Raw genomic sequence first — 20,600 nt, 5'->3', positions numbered from 1 at the left:
GCTTCTAATTACTCAACCACCTATAGTAAAAGCGTTGCTTTTAAACGCCAGCAAGCTGCACGTCTACAAGTTAAATCAAACCACAGTGTCAAGTTTTGTGGCGTAGAGCTTGCTCACGCGAGAAGCGTAGCTTCTAATTACTTTGTATATAGGAGTCAATGTATGTGTGGTTTAATAATTTTTGTAAAAGCGTTGCTTTTAAACGCCAGCAAGCAGCGCGTCTACAGGGGTTATGACCTCTAAAAATTTAACTATTCACTACACATAAAAAAACGGCGCTAAATTTAGCACCGTTTTTATAAGCAATTAGAAAAAAGTTTACGCTTTTTTCTCTTCACAACTTGCTAGGTATTCGTCAAACGTACCTTGGAAGTCGATTACTTTTTTATCTTTAATATCAATGATACGTGTAGCTAATGACGAAACAAACTCACGGTCATGGCTTACAAAAATAAGCGTACCTTGGAAATCTTTTAACGCGTTATTAAGCGCTTCAATAGCTTCCATATCCATGTGGTTTGTTGGTTCGTCCATTACAAGCACATTAACGTCTTGCATCATTAACTTACCAAATAACAGGCGATTTTTTTCACCACCAGAACAGTTACGCGCTTTTTTGTTTGAATCGTCTGCTGTAAACAACAAACGGCCTAACATGCCGCGTACCATTAAATCGTTATGCTTAGCTGTACGCCATTGCGACATCCAATCAAACAACGTTAAATCGTTATCAAAATCTTTTGTGCTGTCTTGCGGGCAGTAACCAAAGGTCGCATTTTCAGACCATTTAATTTCGCCTTCATTACTTTTAAGCTCGTCTACTAAACAGCGTAAAAATGTTGTTTTACCCACACCATTTTCGCCAATTACGGCAAGCTTAGCGCCAGCTTCAAGTAAAAAGTCGCCGCCGCTAAATAACGTTTCGCCATCAAAACCATGGCCAAGCTTATTAACTTCAAGCGCCTGACGATACATTTTTTTACCTTCGTCAAACGAAAGCGATGGGCTCATACGGCTTGAAGATTTAACTTCATCAAGCTTAATTTTATCCATTTTTTTAGCGCGCGAACTTGCTTGCTTAGCTTTTGAAGCGTTAGCACCAAAACGGTTAACAAAGTCTTGTAGCTCGTCAATTTCAGCGCTCTTTTTAGCATTTTCAGCTAAAAGTTGCTCGCGTTGTAAGCCCGCAGCTTCTAAAAATTTCTCATAGTTACCAGGGTAAATACGCAGCTCACCGTAATCAATATCGGCCATGTGTGTACATACCGAGTTTAAAAAGTGACGGTCATGCGAAATAATAATCATCGTACATTTACGTTTGTTAAGCTCGTTAGCAAGCCACGTAATTGTATGAATATCCAAGTTATTGGTAGGCTCATCAAGTAGCAAAATGTCAGGGTTTGCAAATAACGCCTGTGCTAAAAGCACACGTAGTTTCCAACCTGGGGCAACGTTTGCCATTAAACCGTAATGAAATTCTTTATCGATACCCGCTTCAAGCAAAATTTCTTCAGCGCGGCTTTCTGCCGTGTAACCGTCCATTTCAGCAAATACACTTTCAAGATCGGCAACTTTCATACCGTCTTCTTCGCTCATTTCTGGTAACGAGTAAATACGTTCGCGTTCTTGCTTTACTTTCCAAAGCTCCACGTCGCCCATAATTACCGCGTCTACAACGCTGTATTGCTCAAAAGCAAACTGGTCTTGGCTTAGGTTACCTACTTTTAACCCTGGAGTAATAGATACATTACCCGCACTTGGAACAAGCGCACCGCTTAAAATTTTCATGAAAGTCGACTTGCCGCAGCCGTTAGCGCCAATTAAACCGTAACGGTTACCGTTACCAAATTTAGCTGAAATGTTTTCAAACAACGGCTCTGCGCCAAACTGCATCGTAATATTTGCGGTGGAGATCAAAAAGGGTAATCCTAGATTAGTACTGACAGGAGTACGCTGCAGCAAAACGCCACAAACAAGAACCAGACAATAGGGTAAATTAGCTGGCGAATTATACAGATCAGCCACAACGAATGAAAGATAAAAGGTAGCTAATTTATAACCAAGCGAAAATAACGGCAATTCTCAATTTTAAGTCACTATTTTTAGCATAAGTGGCGTTAGGTTTACCTATAACAGAAATATAAATAACTACTACCGCCAATAACATTAAATAAGTGTTGTAGCCAAATAGCCAAGTTACTACCCAAGCTCTAATGCACAGGCTGATAAATCAACTTTATAGCGGCCGCATTTTTGATAATTAGTTGATTAACCGTCGCCACGTCATCAAGAGTTAGCGACTCTTTACTTAGCATAAAATGTACGTTGTTAACGTTAATCGGTGTAATAGACTTTACCTGCGAAATTGAGGAGTGTTTTTTTACAAAGTACTGCGCAACAGCAGAGTCTTCAATAACATAGTCAATTCGTTTTTTATCTAACATGCTAAATCGATTATTTGCTTGAGCAGTAAGCACCACCTGTGTTGGATACTTAGTTTTTAACTGTTCAAGCTCGTTACCAAAAAAGCTCCCCCGGTTAATACCCGCTGTAAACTTTTTACTAAAAAGCTCAGGTAAGCTTGTTACATCAGGCGAATCTTTATGTTTATAAAGCCGCATAACCTCGTCGCGGTAAGGCAAGCTAAAATGCGCATATTGAGCGCGTTGTTCTGTATAACTTGCCGCGTAGGTTATATCTACTCGGCCATTTTTAAGCTCAGCTTGAACACGTGAAAAACTCGGGAAATAAGTCCATTTAATACAAAATTTTGAATCTTTAAAAATAGCGTCTGCAGCATCCACTTCTGCGCCTAAAAACGTATCGCCTTGTTTAACAAGATAAGGCGGCCAATTAGTTTCGTTAGTGCCCATCACCAATGTTTTTGTACATGCTAAGGCATTAAATTGAGTAAATAACAGTGTAGTAAACGCTAAAAATAAAGTTTTCATTACACTCCTTAAATTAGTGTTCAAACAACGCTTTAAGTGCTGTTTTATTTTTGTTTATATATTCATTAATTACCGCAAGCTCAGTAACCGACACCGTATTTTTGCTAAACATTAAGTAAATGTCGTCCTTGTTTACATACTCAATACTGGTTACTAATTTTATGTTAGTGCTTTTTTCACCAAAGTGAGCACCTACTAATTCGTCTTCAATAGCAAAATCAATACGTTGTTTATTAAGCATTTCAAAGCGCTTACTAGTTGCACTAGTGTATTCAATTTGTTTTTTATATTTAGTTTTATATTGCTCAAACTCTTCGCCGTAGTAGCTCCCAAAGTTAGCGCCCACGGTAAGGCCTTGTTTAAAAATATCTTCGAGGTTTTTAACGTTATGCTGATTGTTTGTATTTTCGTACAAACGCATAACTTCAGTTCGGTAGGTATCACTAAAGTGCACATATTTAGCGCGTTTATCGGTATAACTTGCTGCCCATCCTAAATCAATACGGCCGTATTTAAGCTCAATAAAAGCCCGCTTAGAATTTGGCAGTAACTTAACTTCAAAACAAAAAGGGGAGTCAGCAAATATAATGTTAAGCGCATCAACCTCCGAGCCTTGCAGTTTACCGTTAATTCCCATTACATAAGGCGGCCAAAAAGCATCGTGCGATGCCACGCTAAAGGTTCTCTCACAAGCAAATACATTAAACGGAGTCGTAAACAGCAAACATAAAAATACGGTTATTAATTTATTCATTGCGCCTCATAGTTATTATTTTTGCTTATTATTACAACAGTATAAACCAGCTTTTACATTTTAGCGGCGCGGGATTGTTTAAATATGTAAATAGTTGGTTAAAACTCATTTAAGGATAAAACAACCAAACTAGCGTTGTTGGTAACCCTATCTGTGGGTACACTAATAATAAATTTATACATAGCAGGGCACGTTATGTCACCAGCCAAAATACGCAGTGATGTTATAAAACTCAGTGAATTAAGCACTAAAAAACCAGATTATTACTTTATCCAAGGCTACTTAATGGGATTAGGTGTATTACCTCAACTACTTGTTCCCAGTGAGTGGCACCCAGATCTATTTGGAGAGTTTAATATTCAAAACGAGACTGAGCTAAAATACCTCGAAAGCTTAATGGCTCTGTATAACCAAAGCATGGATAAAGTAATTCAAAACGAATTAAAAATGCCAACAAAATGCAGCCTATCCAAGCAAGACTATAGGGATTCGCTAAAGCCGAACATGCCCCTACCAAGTTACTGTAAAGGGGTTTTACAGGCGCTTAAAAATATAGATAAACGTATGCTTGATGCAGGGCAAAAACAGTCTCTTAATAACCTAAGCAGCGTTTTAAAAGCATTTTCTAGTGAAAAAGCCGCCGCAAAAGAGTTTGGTGAATTTGCCCAATACAACGCCCAAGAATACAAACGTAATTATGTGTATTTTATGGCCGACGCTATTTTTGAACTTCGATTTAGTAACGACCTAACTTTAAGTGATGACGATGAGGCCGAATTTAACAGCACCTTTTTAGACGAAGAACCAAATGAATTAGATGAGCTTGATGAATTACTTGAACTGGTACTTGCCGATACAGAGCTAAAAGCACTTAAGCCAATACAAATGTTGCTAGACATCATGGAAAGTGGGCTCATAACAAAGCAATTTATTAAAGACAACACTGGGCACTTTTGGGGCTTGCACGAAACCCGACCTTATATGATGCTTCGCGCGCATCGAGCAAAAATACACGCACTGCATGGTTATACCCAAAAAGCGCAGTCAGAACTCGAAGAGCTATTAAAGCTAAACCCAAACGACAATCAAGCAAACCGCTTTTTATTAATGAACTGCCTAATTATTAATAAACAATGGGAAAAGTTAGAAGCGCTATTGACCGACTTTGATTTTCAAGAGCTACACGCAACCGCTAGTCGGGCGCTCAGTGCTTTTGTAATGCATGGTGATTCAAAACCCGCTAACGAATACAAAAAAATGCTCCAGCAGCAAAATAAACACTTTACCAAAATTCTTACAGGTCAAGAAAAACTAAAAGAACAACAGCCGCCATATTTCAGCCCAGGCAGTAAAGAAGAGGTAGGTGTTTATCTTGATTCGTTAGGTAAACAAGCGTGGATTTCGGTGCCTGCGAGCCTTTTTTGGTTAAGAAAAAAGTAACAAAAAACGTTTAGCGTGATTTATATCGCGCTAAACATAACGCAGATTCAATTTTGAAGTGCATAACCGCTTTTTGAGTTTTTTATTCAATAGTAGAAATCACGCTTGTTAAGCGTGCAGCATCAATGTCGCTTGTGTTCGTAAAGCGCCATACTTGAAATAATAAATTTCAAACCCGTCAATAAACACATAACATTCAGAAGTCATCGTTAATAACCTGCGCTTTATTGGTTTTACGTTGCCGTGCATTGTAGCCACCTACATCGGCGGCTAATTCATTAATTTCATCAAGGAGCGATCCTTGTAATTGCAGCACGACTAAAGCTTCAAATAAAATATCGCTTTTAACTGTCTCGCCTTGCTCAAGTTTTTGCACAGTAGAGCGCGACACACCAATCATTTTTGCAAAGGTGCTTTGCGTGTAATGCAAAGTGCGGTGCTGGCGTATTAAATCCCCTAATCGTTGCGCCATTTTTAAAGCTTGTTCCGATCTCATTAATGAGTGCTTACTCGGTCATTAAGGTGTTAATGATTATTTTAGCGGTATTTGGCTTGTTTGCAAATAAAAGTGATGATTTAAAAGTTATTGGTAATTTATTTGTTGGTATTTTAGAGCCGAGGCTTTAGTGAGAGGCGAGCCCATCCCTAGTTAGCACAAAGGGTGGCAAGCCTCTCTTGGAATATGACAACACACAAGAGGAACACAGATAAGGCCGTTTGTATTGCATTTTAAATTTTATACTGCGTATGTATCACTTAACATCAGTGCTTAATAACAATGGCGTATTAATTTAAAAATTTCTACTTATTAAGCCTATATTTAATGCGCCTGTTCCTGTAGATTAAACAAATAATGAATGCAGTATTAACAGTGCCTTAGCTGTTAAACGATTAGCCAAGGAGCGGTGAGTCTCGTGTCAAACACCACACTTACTTATTACAACCAAAATGCCAAAGCTTTTAGCGACTCAACACTTAACGTTGATATGTCGGCGCTTTATGCTGAGTTTTTACCGCACGTTGCACAGCACGGGAGTATTTTAGATGCCGGTTGTGGCAGTGCGCGCGATGCCGCATTTTTTAAAGCGCAGGGTTTTACTGTAAGTGCGTTTGATGCAAGCCCTGAGCTGGCAGAGTTGGCAAGCAGTTACTTACAACAGCCTGTAGCGGTTAAAACATTCCAAGAGCTAAATAGTGTAAATAAATATGACGGTATTTGGTGCTGTGCTAGTTTATTGCACGTTCCAAAAGCTGAATTACCGCAGGTGTTTTTAAACCTACAAAATGCGCTTAAACCGAATGGTGTTTTGTATGTATCGTTTAAATATGGCGATACAGAGCGTGTGCATAATGGGCGTGAATTTACCGATTTGAACGAAAATGCTTTAACGCATTTACTTAGCAATACGCAGTTAAAAGCTATTAAACAATGGCAAAGCGTTGATCAGCGCCCAGAGCGCGAAAGTGAAGTGTGGCTAAATGCGCTTATAAAAGTAGTGCACGTTTTATGATTGGACCAATGCAGCAACAGCTCGACTTTATTGCTTACATTCAGCGCTTATTAGTTGAAGGTGATTTTAGTGCTACTTATAAGTTTGCACTTTTACATGCACTGGCTGATATTAGTATCGAAAAACATCACGCCAATCCGCAAGCACAGTTACAAATAAAATTTGATGAATTAGTCGATAAATTTATTACTTTATATTGGCACCAAGCATCGCCATTTGGTGCAATTGGTAATAATAGAGAGCAACTACTTTTACAAAATACCAACTCTAATAAACAAGCTAAAATAATAACTACACTTCATGATGCAAAATTAAATAATATTAATTCAATTAGCCAATTAAAAAAGAGCCACGGTTGGAATAATATACGCAGTTCAACACTAAAAACCATTAAAGATGGCCCGCTATGGCTCTTACAAAAATTAAATGGCAAAGAAGAGTGTTTCTTGTATCCCCATATTAAAGGCCAATCATACATTACCTTAAATGAAGGTATTGCAGGCTGCTTTAGGCGTTTTTACGACTTAGTTGTTTATTTAGCAAAAAACGCATGGCTGCAAAAAATCCAAAGTATTAAGCATAACCAAGCCTTAATTGGCCCACAAAGCCAATTACACGAATTTTTATTCGGCTTTGATCGTAATGCACTGAGTAAGGCCAAGCCTGTGCTGATAGAGCTTCAGCACGGTAATTGTTTTTATTGTCAAAAACCATTGAACAGTAAAACCGAGGTTGATCACTTTATACCGTTTGCTCGCTACGCAAATGACCTAGGCCATAACTTTGTGGCAGCACACAGCACCTGTAATAACAGTAAAAGTGACTTTTTAGCAGCGCAACTTCACCGCGAACGTTGGCAAGAACAAAATTTAGTGATTAATAGCCAGCATTTAACAAGTGAACTTAGTAATTACTTTAATTGTGATTCAGATAAGTCACTTGCAGTAAGTAATTGGGCATATCAGGTAGCGCAGGTTAACAGTGCAAAGTTATGGGTAAAGAAAGGTTATTTTGAAGAAGCGGCTGGTTTTAAATATCAGCAACCAAGTGCAGGGCTGGATTTAGTAGCGGAAGAAAAGCCAAGGTATGACGTTTAATCGATAATTTGTAGTTTGTGCTGTAGGCGTGAGTTTATCTCGCGCTTTAACTTGTAGGCGCAGAGCTTGCTCGCGCGAAAAGCGAAGCTTTTAAATTTCGGTGTAATTAATGTGTAGGTGCGATTTTACATCGTGCTCATAAATTGGTGTCTTGATGTGGGTTTAAAGGATTAAAAAACCTCTATCCGAGGTTATATCGCGTTGGCGATGGCAACCAAAGGGCGGCTGCCGCCGACCGCCCTTTGGAATCCCATGGCGCACCCGAGGATCACACTGTGTCTTCAACATCGTTAATAATGTGAACGTAACCAGCGTAGATAGGCCATCCATGGCCAAGCTACGCTTTGTACAGCATCCATGCTGTAAATTACTCATCATTAACTAAGTTTCAGGTGTGATCACGGGGAATTGGAGTGTGTTGATAGATTGGTGTTTATGAATGTAGTCACGGTTTTACATCGTGCTTTGGGTTGTAGGCGCTGAGCTTGCTCGCGCGAAAAGCGAAGCTTTTAAATTGCGATGTAAGTAATGTGTAGGTGCGATTTTATATCGCGCTCATAAATTGGTGTTTTGATGTGGGTTTAAAGGATTAAAAACCTCTATTCGAGGTTTTATCGCGTTGGCGATGGCAACCAAAGGGCGCCTGCCGCCGACCGCCCTTTGGAATCCCACGGCGCACCCGAGGATCACACTTGATCTTCAACACCGTTAATGATGTGAACGTAACCAGCGTAGATAGGCCATCCATGGCCAAGCTACGCTTTTTACAGCATCCATGCTGTAAATTACTCATCATTAACTCAGCCTCAGGTGTGATCACGGGGAGTCAGCGTTTGTTGCAGGATTGGTGTTCATAAGCGTGGGTGGTAGCTGTCTCATAATTTATATATCAGTATTGAAGACAATAATCTTGTCTGCGTATATTAAAAATTAATAGGAGTTTAAGAATTGGAACAGCTTTACTATATGGCAACTAAATATTACTTTGCTTTTGAAAGTAACAAAGGGCTTAACAAAAAAATGAAGTTGAACTGGCTTTTTACAGTTACTCTAGCTTCCATTTTTATCGGAATGTGTGGTTTAACATATTTCTTATTAGTTACCGACTCTACTAAAACTAATAAGTCGATTTGCATAGCCGTATTATTTATTAGTGAATTTGCTTTTCTTTTTTCTTTTACAAGTTTGCAAGAGAAAAAGAAGAAATTAATCCTTGAAAAACACGGTGAACAAGGTAGTGATAAACGCGCATTATTCCGCGCTAAAAGGAAGTGGATTTTGAAAGAGTTAGGTATTAAAAGAACGGATTTTTTTGATACGGCAGAGCAGTATGAAAAAATGCTTAAATATTATTTCGAAAGAAAAACACCCTATGAAAATTACTGGCATACTTTCTTTTCTAATTTATTTAGTGATAGCTCAAAGGCAAGAATCTTAAGCCTATTAATTTTTTTAATGTCTATTTGTTTTTTGTTAGTAATGAAAGGCGTTAGCGATTCAGAGTTGTTTTTCGAACTGCTTGAACCAAATAATTTGATTTCAGGTTTTTTCTTAATTTTACTTTTTTCATTCGGATTGCATGTTTTTATAGAGACAGTGAAGGCTTTAATCCGTTTTATTGGGTTAGTCTATTCAATGATTTCTATTCGATTTGAAGATAAACGTTCTGAATCAGATGACGTATTGAGAATTTTTATTAAAGATTTATTGTTGTTGAGTCGTTTGGATAACAGAATCAAAGTGGTTAATTGATCGATTACTCTAAAAGATCTTAGTACGGATGACTTTAGTTTCGGATTTTACAAATTTGCCAGATTGCTCGCGCGAAAAGCGAAGCTTTTAAACTTCGGTGTAATTAATGTGTAGGTGCGATTTTACATCACGTTGGCGATGGCAACCAAAGGGCTGCTGCTGCCGACTGCCCTTTGGAATCCCACGGCGCACCCTAGGATCACACTGTATCCTTAAGCTTAAAATTGATGTAAATGTAAGCGCCGTGTATTCGCCATCCGTGGCGAAGTCACGGCTTAACTTGCTCCATGCAAGTGATTACTTATCAATTTATAACTTTCGGGTGTGATCACGGGGATTAGAGTTTTTTTGGGAGACAGGTGTTTATGAAAATGTTGTTTCTAGGCTATTTTATAATTGTGAGATATAGTTCTAGTCTGACTTTACAGCAAAGAATTTTAGTAACGCTATTTGCTGTTAAGTTAAATACAACTTAACAATAACAAATATAGATAAAGTCGATGCATTTAAACCAATACTATACACAAAATATCTATGGGGATGCTTTGATTCAAAGCTTAAGTATTAGCTCTCCCAAGATAGCATTAGATCTTGGCTTTGGAGCAGGTGATTTATTGCATGCAGCTAGAAGAAGGTGGAAAGACTTAAGTTTAATCGGTGTTGATATAGATCGACAAAATATCATTAGAGCTAATTCTGGTAAGTTAATCAAAACACTAGAATTAAATGGGTTTGAATTGGCTTTACCGCAATTGATTAGAGAGCAATTCGGAAATATTGACTTATTGATATCAAACCCGCCATATTTCTCATGTGATTTGAATGACACAAATAAAAGAATACTACATGATATTGGTTTGCTTGATTGCATTTCTAAAAAATTAAATAAAATACCTGCAGAGTTAATTTTTTTAGCGCAAAATTTAAGACTACTCTCAAAGTCAGGGGAGCTGGGTATTATTTTGCCAGCCGGCCTAATCTCAGGCCAAAAATGGCAACCAGTTAGAGAGTTTTTGTTATCTAATTACCAAATAACCAATGTTATCCAATTACCTGTAGAAAGTTTTAAAAAAACTGATGCTCAAACCTTTATACTCATACTGAAACATCGCCAGAGTCAAAATAGCTTAGGGTGTGTTAGGTTATCGAATATGAGTGAAGCATCTTTTTTAAATATTAGTCGCTCACAAGCTATTTCAAGAGCTGATTACAATTATTATAAAACAGCTAAGTCATTAATAAATGTAGAGAAGCCTACTACCAAATCATTTGAAATATTTCGTGGTAACAAGTCACATAATGTACTGTCACTTTCTAATTGCGAGCATGTTCATACTACTAATATGCCTCCTGTACCAGAACGAATAAACTTATTTGGCAAGAAGATAGAAGGCGAAAAAGTTGCAACTACTGGTGATATTTTGATTGCCAGAGTTGGTAGGCGCTGTATTGGAAGAGTTGCAATTGTAGAAACAGGCCAAGCTATAGTTAGTGATTGTATAATAGTTATCTCACCAAAAAATAAATTTGATAGCGAGGTTATATGGAATATAGTCTCATCTTTTAATTTCAAGAGCTACTTAGTTAATGCTGCACTCGGTGTAGGGGCTAAATATATAACGTATAAAATTATAATGGATTATCTAATGAGGGAATATGTACCTACCAAATAACTCTGCAGCTTTTAAAACAATAGTAATTGAGAAAGTTAAAACATATTGTGATACTAATATCTGGCCTTACTCTTTTGAGCAATTCGCAGCTTGGCTCAACAATTTTGACGATGATTTAGAAGAGTATTTAGCACTTCAAATCATTGATAATTTGATAGTAAGATCAAATAACATGGCAAAGTCGGCTTATGCCCGCTTATTTAATAGCAAAATCAGACAATTTTTACTTGAAAATACAGAGATAAAAACAGGTACATTACAGAATTGGCGTAGCCATTTAAAAAACGGCACATTATCGAATGACATACGGTTTACCCCTGTAAGGCTTGAAAATGATCTTGGAGAGTCTGGGAGTGTCATTTATAGGTTGCTTTCACCTGAAATTCATACAGATCGTTATTCATTTAAAAAAGATAATGCAGCACCTAAAGTTTTAATTTTAATTGATGACTTCATAGGCAGTGGTACTCAGTTCGATGAATATGCATCAGAAATTAATCTAAGTAAGTTACTTTTAAATTCAATTGTACTGTATTGCCCATTGATTGCTTTTGAAAACGGTATTAGAAGTATTAAGTCTAAATATCCTAAATTACATATATTCCCAGCCGAAAATATTTATGAATCTGATAGCTTACTTTTTGGTGTACCTTCAGAACTTTTTAAAAATGATCAGCACAATACAATTAAAGATGTAAGAAACTACTTACTCATTATGCAAAAGAAGTATGCGCCCAAGATGGGGAACTGGCTAGGTTTTGATGATGTATGTTTACCATTAGCTTTCGAGTGGGGATGCCCAAATCAGTCTCCAGCACTACTTTATATGAATAGCTCAAAGACAAAAAAAAATTGGCAGCAATTATTTAGTAGGAGAGCATAATGCAAGTAATTGATATATTAAATAAACTATCTACAGCTAGGCAAGAGTTTCAAACTACGAATGGCAGTGTAATAAACTCATTTGTAGTACCATTTTTTGTTGATAAGTTTGACTTACGTAAAATATCGAAATCAATCGCTCTAGCAGGATCTAGAGGGTCGGGGAAAAGTACGTATATACAGTATTTTTCACACGCGACTCGATTTGACAAAGAGCTACCGCTAATCTCAGATGATGAATTTGAATGTATTTTATTATATTGGAAACCTGACATCACTTATTGCCAAGGGCTAAAGTCAAATTGGCTTGGAGATGATGCACTTAGATTTTTTTCGATACATGCAGCGCTATCGCTTATACAAGAAATATCAAATTTAATCCGTAACGTCAGTAATCACTATCCAGAGCTAACCTCGGAACTTAAAAATAAGCGTACATTTTGGTCCCGTATTTCTAGAGTAACAGCTACTGACATATCGGATCTAAAAACATTGAATACCTGGCTGATGGACTATAAATACGAAATATCCACTAGGCTTAACCCTGTTAACTTAGATGGGATTTTATCTATCGAACCAAAACAGATGTTAGTGTATTTGACTGATGCACTTCGTTTAGATTTTGATAAATTCGAGAACACAACATTTAAAGTTTTTGTCGATGAATTTGAACTTCTTACTAAAGAGCAGCAACGAGTTATTAACAGTTATAGAAAAGAATCTAATAAACAATTAAATTGGAATGTAGCGTACAAACTTAACTCAAAACCTACAAATGAAACTACCACGGATCAATGGCTACAATCTCCTGATGATTATGATGAAGAAAATTTAGATAGTTATATTGAATCTAATTATAAAATATTCGCAGCTGAAATATTTATTCTTACACTGCAAAACTCAGGACTTAACTGTGAAGTAGCTGAATTGACTCCTAGCTTTCTAGGTAATAGAGAAAATATTGAAATAAGGAAAGGTAAGCTATACCAAGAAAAAGTTTTATCACTTATGAGCAATATCCTTCCAACCCCATCTATTAAAGAACTATCGAATATATGTATTTCTAACAACAGCGTTAGGAATAAAATATCTACAACTCTCTCTGCTCTTAACTTTACAGAAGAAACTATTAAAAAAATTAATGAAGATATAAGCTTAGCAATTACTATTTTGGGCACGTATCGACAAAGAAACTTTGATGTGAAACAAATAACTCGTTATGTACATGGTAAATCGTCCAAAGCTGAGATTACTAGTGTAAAAGATAAAATTAGCACTTTTGAATTTAACACTCTTTTATCATTGAACCTTCAAAATGCATTTATACAGATCCCAGTTTACTCAGGCTTCGATCGATTTATCACTATGACGACTCCAAATATTAGACATTTTAAAGAGTTATGCTTGTCAGCTTTAAAGCAATCGGATGATTTTGATACAAATACTATTTATACCTCTGTTTCTGATATTAAACCTATTTCCTATACTGGTATGCACTTAGGTGCAATCAATAGCAGCTCATCTTTGGTGAAAGAAGTTATTAGCTACCCTCCTCACGGAAACAAGCTTTCACATATGGTTAATCGAATAGGCGAACTCTTTCGAATCTCTCAAAAATCAAGTTACCAGTCCGAACCAGAAAGAGATATTTTTACTTTCACATATGATTATGCTGGTGCGGATAAAGAGTTGGAAGATTTCCTAAATTCAGCACTTAGTTGGCGAGTTTTGGTTGAGGACGAATCACGAAGAATTAAAGATGATAAACAAATTACTAGTAAAGAGTTCCAGTTAAACCCTGTATATGCACCTAAATTTGGAATATCTTATAGAAAAAAACGTGGTATTACTTTCTCGATGGAACAATTTAAAACTATTGTTTCTGGTTCTCCTACGAGTTTTGATAATATCAAAAAGCAATATCAACAAAAATGGAAGTCTGATGACTCTGATAGCCCACAGGGTGTGCTTTTATGATATTAGTTAGTTCATGGTTAACTGATCTTGTCCAAAATATTAATCTTGATAATGTAAAATGTGAATATGATCATACGTTTACATACTCAACTCAATGCGATGACAGGAGCGATTGGACTTTTAGTTATCTAAAACAAATATCAAGCAATGTTATACCTATTTCATATTGCCCAATCGAGGTTGAACTAACTATTTCGAACGTTGAGTACAGTTTAAGAGAAATAGATAAATATGAAGTTCCCTGCGGAAAGATTTTAATTGATGCAACCACTTTGGCTTTACCTGAGCTTTTGCACCTATTTCATATTTTAAAATTAAAGAAAAAAAACTTTGATGTTATATATGTACAGCCAACTGATTATACAGAAAATGATGATAAGGGTTTGGATAAAATCAAATCATATGACCTATCTGATGATGGACTAGGAATCCAGCAAGTTCCACCTTATGTAGGTTTCAGTGATAATTCTATGTTGTTCTTCTTTTTAGGTTTTGAAGGGCACCGCTTTGGAGCATTAATTAATTCAGATGAATTTGATACCAGTAATGTAACATGCTTAATTGGTTCACCACCATTTAAGTTAGGTTGGGAGAATAAAACTCTTTCTAATAACTACAAGCAACTACTTGCAATAAGTACAAATTCTAACACTCGCTATAAGTTCGCTGGTGCCAATGATCCCATAAAAACTTATGATCATATTGACCAGGTTTATCAAGCTGCTAATTATGAAAAAAGAACATTATGTTTAGCGCCTTTTGGTACTAAACCCGCAGCAATTGCCGCAGCTCAATTTGCTGTTAATAATAGAAACGTAACTATGCTATATGATTATGTTAAGAAAAAAAATAAGCGTTCATCGGGTAAGGATTTAGTTCATAGGTGGAGTTTTTCTTACGTAAAACAGCAGTGATCACCCAACTGCTAATTTCCCAGCTTCATGCCACATTTCGTTTGGCATGGGGTTGGTTAACTCCCACGTTATATTCATCGGCTGACTGCCGTTGTGGCTTTGGTATTTAACCTCGCCGTAGTTTACAAATCCCATAGTTCTGCCGTTTTCGTCTTTGCCTTGTTCTCGCACAAATAACAGGATGGTTTTGCCAGTTTTTTGGTGCTGAATATAACTAAGGCCACGGCCGTGTTCAGGGCGAGCGCTGTTTTGCGTTTGCCAATGGAATAGGGTGGGGCTGATTGCGTAATCGTGATACAGCGTGGTGGGTGAGTAGGTTTTTTCACACTTATTAAGCGTTACAAATAATAGCTCTAGATTTTGGTTTTTAAACTCTAAAACGCCTTCGCGGGCTGTCGATTTTTTATCAAACGAGTGCGCTCCAAATGCAGAAAGTATTTGCTGGCGCGTGTAGCGGCTGTGCAATTTTATGGCGTGATTAGGTAAACACGCTAAATCGCTTTCTTGTTGGTGAATGCGGTTTAATAAAAGCGTGATTACTTGTGCAAGTTCGTGCTGTAACGCTGGATGAATAAGCGTTTGTAAGCTTTGTTCAAGCGTTTTAAAGCCTAAACTTGTGCCAGTGGAATCCCAAAAGTTGTAATGCGCCATAAGTGCGTACTGTTGGTTTTGTGCTGTTGGCGTAAAGCTAAAATCGTTTTTACATAAATCACGTAAAAAGCATAAGTAGCTGAGCGAGTCACAGCCGAGTAATTGGGTGTTGATTGCGCGGTAATACGCGGCGTAAATATCGGCTTGCTCTGCAGGGATTTCACCGTCCTTTAACCAATGCCAGCCGCCGAGCTTACCGTCTTTTGGTTTGTATATGTCTTCTAGTATGACTTGTGGGTTTATGCGTAAAAAGTTACTTAGCGTTAGCGCGTCATTTGTGTGTTGCGAATAGCTATTTATAAGCTGCTGTAAACGGCGTTTAGTGTTTATGGCTTGCTGAATATTTTTTAGTATTGTTTGTTGTGTGCGCTTTTGTAGCTCTATGCGGCAACCCAGTGGTAAATGCGGGAAGTTGTTTTCGATTTCGGCTTTTATTGGCTGGTTACTTTTACCAATGAGTGCGCGGAATTTACTCGCAAAGTCATATTCTGGGCGAGCATTACCGACAAAGTCGAGTACGGTACAGCACTGCTTTTGGCTGTTATCGGGCAGGCGCAAACCACGGCCTAGTTGCTGCAAAAACAGCGTTAGGCTTTCAGTCGGGCGTAAAAATAACAGAGTATCAACCTCTGGAATATCGACACCTTCGTTAAAAATATCAACTACACAGAGTATTTGTATTTCGCCTTGGCGCAGTGCTTGTTGCTTAGCCGCGCGCTCATTGGTGTTTTTGCTGGTGAGTACATCGGCGTTTATGCCTGCTAAGTTAAATTTAGAGGCCATGAATTCAGCGTGTTTTTGGCTTACGCAAAACGCGAGTGCTTTAATAGCGTGAACATTGGTTACGATATCGGCAAGGCTGGATATAATTTTGTTAGCGCGGTTGTTTTCACCTGTATAAAGGTTACTTAGCTCGCTTATATCGTAACGGCCGCCCCGCCATGTTATTTGGCTTAGGTCGGTGTCGTCATCTAGTCCAAAGTATTGAAATGGGCATAAATGGCGTTGATTTATTGCCTCTGGTAAGCGAATTTCGGCGGCTATTACGCCACAAAAATCATCGAGTATATTTGCACCATCTTGTCGCTCTGGTGTTGCGGTTAAGCCAAGTAATATTGTGGGCGTAAAGTGGTTTAATATAGCGCGATAACTGGCAGCGCTTACGTGATGTACTTCGTCTATTACTATGTAGTCGTAATAATCGTGAGTTAAATTTAGCGATTCAATTTGGCTGTTCAGCGTTTGGATTGATGCAAATAATTGGTTGTAGCGTTGTGGTTTGTAGTTACCTACCCACAGCTCACCAAAGTCGTTATTTTTAAGCACACCACGGTAAGCGCTTTGCGCTTGTTTTAGTATTTCTTCGCGGTGGGCTACAAACAAAAAGTGTGCGTTTGGGTTTTTGTCGTAAACGGTTTTAAAGTCGAACGCCGATATTATAGTTTTACCTGTGCCGGTTGCGGCAACCACTAAGTTTTTAAAACGCTTATGTACGCTGCGCTCAGCACTTAGCTTTTCTAAAATAGCGAGCTGATGCGTTTTTGGTGTTATATCAAAATAAAATAGGCTGCTTGATTGCCCAACACCGCGTTGCTCGTTAAGTGAATTAATGAGCTTTTCTTTACACTCAACAGCGCCTGTAAATAGCTCGAAGTCTTTTGATTCCCAGTAGGTTTCAAAGGTACTTTTGGTTTTGGCTATTATGTGTGGGATTTCTTGTGCGGTAATTTTTAAGTTCCATTCAAGGCCGCTGGTAAGCGCCGAATGCGATAAGTTAGACGAGCCAATATACCCTGTATGAAAACCCGTATTGCGCATAAATAAGTAGGATTTAGCATGTAGGCGTTCTTGCTGATTGTTATAACTTAGCTTTACTTCGGTATTTGGTAGGTTTGCTAAAAACTCAACGGCTTTAGCATCCGTTGCGCCCATGTACGAAGTAGTAATAACTTTGAGTTTATTGCCGCTTTTGGTAAACGCTTCCAGCTCATTTTTAAATATGCGCAGCCCTGTCCATTTTATAAATGAGACCAACCAATAAATAGTGTCGGACGATTTTATCTCGCGCTTTAGCTCGGTTTCGAGCGATATACCTGCATTAGCACCGCTAAATAATTCGCTTTGCGTAAGGCCCGTTAGCGGGAATATATCGTGAGAGTATTCTTTAAGATTTGCAGCAATAGGGTTTTGGGTATTAAACAGTGCAGTAAGTATTCGGCCTTGGCTATCAATAAGGTTTTCGTTAATAAGCTCATCATCTTTTATATGATCTTTAAGCCAAAGAACAAGGTTGTTAGCAAGGCTAATTTGCTCTTGTAACCGCTCGTTTGAGTTAGGAATGGCATTTATTGCATGAGCAACAAGTTTACCTAAAAAGCGTGAAAGCCACGTTGCCGCCTCAGCACTTTCAAGCTGGCGTTCACCAACATAAAATTGGTCTCGATTTAAGTTTTGCTCAATTACTTGCGTAATTAACTGCTCGTAAATACCAATTTGCTGCATTAAAACCACTCCCTGTTTGCGAACATTCAGTTTACTAAAAAATGCAATGTAAACAAGCATTAACTCATTATTGAATTGGAGGCTGTTGCTTAGGCCGCTCCCCCGTGAACACACCCGAAATTTAATTAATGATGAGTAATAACAGCGCATGGATGCGCGTTAAGCGATGCTTACACAAGGACGTTTTTCATCGAGTTTACGTTCATATCATTAATTTAAATTGAGGGAATAGTGTGATCCTCGGGGCGCCGAGAGATTCCAAAGAGAAGTCGGCGGTTACTTCTCTTTGGTTGCCATCGCCAACGCGATATTTGTAAATTATTTTAAAAGCTACGCTTTTCGCGTGAGCAAGCTTTGCTCCTACAGCCAATTTTAAGAACGCTGCTAAGAAAGTTCCCCCGTGATCACATCCGAAATTTTATTAATGATGAGTAATTAACAGCATGGATGTTGTTAAAAGCGTAGCTTGGCCATGGATGGCCTATTTACGCTGGTTACGTTCATATCATTAATTTAAAGTGAGGAATTAGTGTGATCCTCGGGGCGCCGAGAGATTCCAAAGAGAAGTCGGCGGTTACTTCTCTTTGGTTGCCATCGCCAATGCGATATAAGTAAATTACTTTAAAAGCTTCGCTTTTCGCGCGAGCAAGCTGAGCGCCTACAGCAAATTTTAAGAACGCTGCTAAGATAACTCCCCCTTCAACTTCACCTGCAAACACATAATTAATGAGTAATTACCTCGCATGGATTCGAGGAAAGCGATGCTTGCACATGGATGTGCTTTCATCGCGTTTACGTTCATATTAATTATTTGTTTAAGGATAAGTGAAATTGAGGGGCGCCGTGTGATTCCAAAGAGAGACCGGCGCTTGTCTTTCTTTGGTTGCCATCGCCAACGCGATATTTGTAAATTATTTTAAAAGCTTCGCTTTTCGCGCGAGCAAGCTGAACGCCTACAGCCAATTTTAAGGCCGCTGCTAAGGAATTTCCTCCTTCAACTTCACCTTAGAACACATAATTAATGAGTAATTACCTCGCATGGCGGAATTTTGTTCCCGACAAATTCCAAGTACCTAAATCCCTTTAGGCAATGCGAGGAAAGCGATGCTTGCACATGGATGTGCTTTCATCGCGTTTACGTTCATATCTTTAATTTGAATTGAGGAAATAATGTGATCCTCGGGGCGCCGTGGGTGACGAATGACCAAAGCGTAGCTTTGCAGCTTGAGGAAGTGGAAGCATGGATGCTGACAGGAACCCGGCTTCAGGGATGAATTATTAGCAGCAGAGCTTATTTGAAGAAGACCGCCCCTTGGTTGCCATCGCCAACGCGATATTAAGTAAATTATTTTAAAAGCTACGCTTTTCGCGCGAGCAAGCTGAGCGCCTACAGGTGTTTGGGTGAGCTTTGTAGCGTGAGTTTGAATAATGCGACATGTACCTGTTTTTAAGGTATAAAGTAAACATTGTGATTATAGGAACTCATCATGGATGATTTATTAAACCAAGGTTTAAGCCTTTTATTTGTTATTGGTAGTGTTTATTCACTATTAGGTGTTTTGTTTATCAAAATATGGCTTCATCAGAAGAATGCAAAACTACCTGTAGATCGTAAAAAGCTTAAACGTGTCGCAGCGCAGACACTTAATGAACAAGTTAATGATAAAGTTTTAGATGTAATAGGCTTAGTCTTTTTGTCTGCTTTGATAGTCACCATGCCTTTTGCTTTGAAAGGAATTGCTGAAATGTTTGCCAGCGGCAAGCTCAATTACTTTTTAATTATCGTGATTGCATTGGGGCTAACGTATGTGGCACGAAAGCTTTGGGTTAAATCTAACGACTTAATAAAGCTTAAACTAGGACGTGATGCAGAATTAGCAGTTGCTTCAGAGCTTATAGAATTACAGTCACACGGTTATCAGGTATTTCATGATATACAAGCAGATGGTTTTAATATTGACCATTTAGTTGTTGGGGCAAATGGAATATTTGCTATTGAAACCAAAGGCAGACATAAACGAATAAAAGACGATACAAATTACAAAGTTAAATTTGAAAATAATCATTTAGCATTTCCTTCTTGGTTTGAAAGCAAGCCATTAGAGCAAGCTCAAAATCAAGCTAATTGGGTGAATAAATGGCTTTATGAATCAACCGGTTTTAATACTCCGGTTTTACCTGTTTTATGCTTTCCTGGTTGGTTTGTGGAACTAAAGCAGAGACCAATCTTTCCAATCGTTTCTCATAAACAAATAGTTAAAACGATCCTTTCAATGCGACAAGTTAGCTTAAATCAAGAGCAGCAGCGTGCTATTTGCTATCAAGTGGTGCAGCGAGCCTTAAACGATAGTAAGGCAATTTAAAAGCTACGCTTTTCGCGCGAGCAAGCTGGGCGCCTACAGGTGTTTAGCTTGGCTATTAAGCTCAAAATGTCATTAACTTCCCATAAGTAACTTAAGTTTTACTTATGGGGTTGGGTTTTATTTTACTGCCTAT

Annotated in this window: 14 protein-coding genes; 9 read left to right on the top strand and 5 right to left on the bottom strand. The window is 38.1% G+C overall.

All coding sequences use genetic code 11. The annotated features are described in order from the left end of the window. Positions 1-318 precede the first annotated feature (318 nt). The 3 genes from H4J63_RS05830 to H4J63_RS05820 all read right to left on the bottom strand — a co-directional run bounded on the left by H4J63_RS05830 (position 319) and on the right by H4J63_RS05820 (position 3,705). Positions 319-1,917: an ABC-F family ATPase gene (locus tag H4J63_RS05830; RefSeq protein WP_182195202.1), complete on the bottom strand. Its 1,599-nt coding sequence runs from the start codon at positions 1,915-1,917 to the stop codon at positions 319-321. A gap of 293 nt (positions 1,918-2,210) precedes the next feature. Continuing rightward, a complete protein-coding gene (locus H4J63_RS05825; protein WP_182195200.1) occupies positions 2,211-2,951 on the bottom strand; it encodes an ABC transporter substrate-binding protein in 741 nt (246 codons plus the stop codon). A gap of 13 nt (positions 2,952-2,964) precedes the next feature. Continuing rightward, positions 2,965-3,705, bottom strand: a complete 741-nt coding sequence (locus H4J63_RS05820; RefSeq protein WP_024599407.1) for an ABC transporter substrate-binding protein — start codon at positions 3,703-3,705, stop codon at positions 2,965-2,967. 195 nt (positions 3,706-3,900) lie between these two features. On the opposite strand from H4J63_RS05820, the gene H4J63_RS05815 reads away from it, so the two are divergent. After that, the gene (locus H4J63_RS05815; RefSeq protein WP_182195198.1) at positions 3,901-5,145 is read left to right on the top strand and encodes a UPF0149 family protein; all 1,245 of its coding nucleotides are present in this window, start codon (positions 3,901-3,903) and stop codon (positions 5,143-5,145) included. A gap of 196 nt (positions 5,146-5,341) precedes the next feature. Here H4J63_RS05815 and H4J63_RS05810 read toward each other — a convergent pair whose 3' ends face one another. After that, positions 5,342-5,641: a helix-turn-helix transcriptional regulator gene (locus H4J63_RS05810; RefSeq protein WP_024591148.1), complete on the bottom strand. Its 300-nt coding sequence runs from the start codon at positions 5,639-5,641 to the stop codon at positions 5,342-5,344. A gap of 418 nt (positions 5,642-6,059) precedes the next feature. Here H4J63_RS05810 and H4J63_RS05805 point away from each other — a divergent pair, with 418 nt between their 5' ends. From H4J63_RS05805 to H4J63_RS05775, 7 genes are all read left to right on the top strand, one after another. Beyond that, positions 6,060-6,656 carry a bifunctional 2-polyprenyl-6-hydroxyphenol methylase/3-demethylubiquinol 3-O-methyltransferase UbiG gene (locus H4J63_RS05805; protein ID WP_182195195.1) on the top strand — a complete coding sequence of 199 codons (597 nt, stop codon included), beginning with the start codon at positions 6,060-6,062 and terminating at the stop codon, positions 6,654-6,656. Next, on the top strand, positions 6,653-7,753 hold the full coding sequence (locus H4J63_RS05800) for an HNH endonuclease (RefSeq protein WP_182195205.1): 1,101 nt from the start codon (positions 6,653-6,655) through the stop codon (positions 7,751-7,753). The genes H4J63_RS05805 and H4J63_RS05800 overlap by 4 nt, the downstream gene beginning before the upstream one ends. Before the next feature lie 948 nt (positions 7,754-8,701). Continuing rightward, complete coding sequence (locus H4J63_RS05795) at positions 8,702-9,505, top strand: hypothetical protein (RefSeq protein WP_182195192.1); 804 nt, start codon at positions 8,702-8,704, stop codon at positions 9,503-9,505. A gap of 500 nt (positions 9,506-10,005) precedes the next feature. Beyond that, on the top strand, positions 10,006-11,178 hold the full coding sequence (locus H4J63_RS05790) for an N-6 DNA methylase (RefSeq protein ID WP_182195189.1): 1,173 nt from the start codon (positions 10,006-10,008) through the stop codon (positions 11,176-11,178). Further along, on the top strand, positions 11,162-12,061 hold the full coding sequence (locus H4J63_RS05785) for a hypothetical protein (protein ID WP_182195186.1): 900 nt from the start codon (positions 11,162-11,164) through the stop codon (positions 12,059-12,061). The genes H4J63_RS05790 and H4J63_RS05785 overlap by 17 nt, the downstream gene beginning before the upstream one ends. Continuing rightward, entirely contained in the window at positions 12,061-14,037 is a 1,977-nt protein-coding gene (locus tag H4J63_RS05780) for a hypothetical protein (protein WP_182195182.1), read from the top strand. Before H4J63_RS05785 ends, H4J63_RS05780 begins: the two co-directional genes overlap by 1 nt. Continuing rightward, positions 14,034-14,951, top strand: a complete 918-nt coding sequence (locus H4J63_RS05775) for a hypothetical protein (protein ID WP_182195180.1) — start codon at positions 14,034-14,036, stop codon at positions 14,949-14,951. The genes H4J63_RS05780 and H4J63_RS05775 overlap by 4 nt, the downstream gene beginning before the upstream one ends. On the opposite strand, the gene H4J63_RS05770 is transcribed toward H4J63_RS05775, so the two are convergent. Further along, entirely contained in the window at positions 14,952-18,104 is a 3,153-nt protein-coding gene (locus H4J63_RS05770; protein WP_182195177.1) for a DUF3427 domain-containing protein, read from the bottom strand. A 1,487-nt stretch (positions 18,105-19,591) separates the two neighbouring features. On the opposite strand from H4J63_RS05770, the gene H4J63_RS05765 reads away from it, so the two are divergent. Then, entirely contained in the window at positions 19,592-20,467 is an 876-nt protein-coding gene (locus H4J63_RS05765) for a nuclease-related domain-containing protein (protein ID WP_182195174.1), read from the top strand. The last annotated feature ends 133 nt before the right edge of the window (positions 20,468-20,600 follow it).

Origin of the sequence: Pseudoalteromonas sp. 5Ae-yellow (assembly GCF_014077565.1) — a bacterium.
In the GTDB taxonomy this organism is placed as follows: domain Bacteria; phylum Pseudomonadota; class Gammaproteobacteria; order Enterobacterales; family Alteromonadaceae; genus Pseudoalteromonas.
This window is presented reverse-complemented; position numbering and strand designations above follow the sequence as displayed.